The sequence below is a fragment of the Pseudomonas edaphica genome (genome assembly GCF_005863185.1).
GTDB lineage: Bacteria > Pseudomonadota > Gammaproteobacteria > Pseudomonadales > Pseudomonadaceae > Aquipseudomonas > Aquipseudomonas edaphica.
Map to the genome: position 1 here is coordinate 1 of NZ_VBVZ01000773.1, position 2,540 is coordinate 2,540.

At 59.4% G+C, this 2,540-nt stretch carries 2 protein-coding genes and 1 pseudogene; all 3 read left to right on the top strand.

Annotated elements, in window-relative coordinates; translation table 11 throughout:
• On the top strand, positions 1-1,177 hold a 1,177-nt coding region (der, locus tag FEM54_RS30270), incomplete at its 5' end, for a ribosome biogenesis GTPase Der (protein ID WP_138454034.1).
• A gap of 133 nt (positions 1,178-1,310) precedes the next feature.
• Positions 1,311-2,459, top strand: a complete 1,149-nt coding sequence (locus tag FEM54_RS30275) for a pyridoxal phosphate-dependent aminotransferase (protein WP_138454035.1) — start codon at positions 1,311-1,313, stop codon at positions 2,457-2,459.
• Positions 2,399-2,540: pseudogene (locus tag FEM54_RS30280) on the top strand (amidohydrolase); the annotation flags it as partial. The gene FEM54_RS30275 and the pseudogene FEM54_RS30280, both read left to right, overlap by 61 nt.

Below are 2,540 nucleotides of genomic sequence, written 5' to 3' on the forward strand. Positions count from 1 at the left end.
CGACCAGATGATTGGCGAGAACCTGCGCAAGCGCAACAAGCGTTCCTATCTGGTCGCCAACAAGATCGATAACATCGATCCTGAAGCGGCCCGTGCCGAATTCAGCCCAATGGGCCTGGGCGATGCGATCCCGGTCGCCGGTGCCCACGGTCGCGGCATCACCCAGATGCTGGAAATCGCCCTGCGCGACTTCCCCAAGGATGACGCTGAGGAAGAAGAGGGCGAGGAAGAGATCGTTGCCGAAGGTGAGGAAGCCAAGCGCATTCCTGGCCCGAGCGAAAAAGACGGTATCAAGATCGCCATCATCGGCCGTCCGAACGTCGGCAAGTCGACCCTGGTTAACCGCATGCTCGGTGAAGACCGGGTCATCGTGTATGACCAGCCGGGTACTACCCGCGACAGTATCTACATCCCGTTCGAACGTAACGACGAGAAGTACACGCTGATCGACACCGCCGGTGTGCGCAAGCGCGGCAAGATCCACGAGGAAGTTGAAAAGTTCTCGGTGGTCAAAACCCTGCAGGCGATCAAAGACGCCAACGTGGTGATCTTCGTGATGGACGCCCGCGAAGGCGTGGTGGACCACGACCTCAACTTGCTGGGCTTTGCCCTGGAAGCCGGTCGTGCCCTGGTCATCGCGATCAACAAGTGGGACGGCATGACGCCGAGCGAGCGCGATTTCGTCAAGATCGAGCTGCAACGTCGGCTGTTCTTCGTCGAGTTCGCCGATATCCACTTTATCTCGGCACTGCACGGCACCGGCGTGGGCAACCTCTACGCGTCCGTACAGAACTCGTTCAAGTCTGCGGTTACCCGCTGGCCGACCAACCGCCTGACCCAGATCCTGGAAGATGCGGTCGGTGAGCACGCGCCACCGATGGTCAACAACCGTCGGATCAAACTGCGTTACGCCCACTTGGGTGGTGCCAACCCGCCGATTATCGTGATCCACGGTAACCAGATCGAGAAGGTGCCCAAGTCCTACGTGCGTTACCTGGAAAACACCTACCGCCGTGTCTTGAAACTGGTCGGTACGCCGATCCGTATCGAGTTCAAGGGTGGCGAGAACCCATACGAAGGCAACAAGAACACACTGACTGACCGTCAGGTGAACAAGAAGCGTCGTTTGATGACTCACCACAAGAAGGCCGACAAGAAGCGCCGCGACAAGAAATAAGCGCCGCTTTGAGTTGTGAGCGACACGCTGCAAAAAGGGCTCCTTTGGAGCCCTTTTTTGTGCGCGGTGGTTTGTGCCTTGACCCGATGCTTAGGGCAGCTTAAAACTTGGGGCTCACCTGCAGGGGCCTCCGATGATCACCAGCAAGCTGCCGAATGTCGGCACCACCATTTTTACTACAATGTCGCAATTGGCTGCCGAAACCGGCGCGCTTAACCTGTCCCAGGGCTTTCCCGATTTTAATGGCCCTCAAGGGTTGCTCGATGCCGTGGGCAAGCATATTGCCCTCGGCCATAACCAATACGCACCGATGACCGGCCTGCCCGTGTTGCGCCAACAAGTGGCGGCCAAGATCGCCCGCAGTTATGACGCCACAGTGGATGTCGACAGCGAAGTGACCATCACCCCAGGCGCGACCGAGGCGATCTTTTGCGCGATCCAGGCGGTCATCCGCAACGGCGATGAAGTCATCGTGTTCGACCCCAGCTACGACAGCTACGAGCCGTCGGTCGAGCTGGCCGGTGGCCGTTGCGTGCATGTGCAATTGAGCCTGCAAGGCTTCGCGCTCGACTTTGACAAGATCAAGGCTGCGCTCTCACCGCGCACGCGCATGATCATCCTCAACTCGCCGCACAACCCCACCGGCGCGTTGATCAGCCGGGCCGAGCTGGACCAGTTGGCCGAGCTTATCCGCGACCGCGATATCTACCTGATCAGCGATGAGGTCTACGAACACCTGGTGTTCGACGGCGTGCCCCATGTCAGCGTGCTGGCCCACGAAGAGTTGTATCAGCGGGCGTTTGTGGTCAGCTCCTTCGGCAAGACCTACCACGTCACTGGCTGGAAAACCGGCTACGTGGTCGCACCCCCGGCCCTGACCGCCGAGCTGCGCAAGGTGCATCAATATGTCAACTTTTGCGGCGTGACCCCTTTGCAGTACGCTTTGGCTGACTTCATGGCCGAACACCCGGAACACGTCGAGCAATTGCCGGCCTTTTATCAAGCCAAGCGCGACCTGTTCTGCGACCTGCTGGCGCCGTCGCGTTTCAGCTTTACCCGGGTGGCCGGCACTTACTTCCAACTGGTGGATTACTCGCAGATTCGCCCCGACCTGGATGACGTCGCCATGTCACTGTGGATGACCCGCGAACACGGCGTGGCGACCATCCCCGTCTCGGTGTTCTATCAGAGCCCGCCGCAAGGCCAGCGCCTGGTGCGCCTGTGCTTTGCCAAACGCGAGGAGACGCTGCAACACGCGGCGGAGAAACTATGCGTGATTTGACTGCATTGCCCGACCTGAATATCGCCTTGGTCCAGACCAGCCTGGTATGGCATGACCGTCAGGCCAACCTCGAACATTTCG

Excerpts from the sequence above, each read along its gene's own strand:
- FEM54_RS30275 (WP_138454035.1), top strand. The coding sequence starts at position 1,311 with ATGATCACCAGCAAGCTGCCGAATGTCGGCACCACCATTTTTACTACA.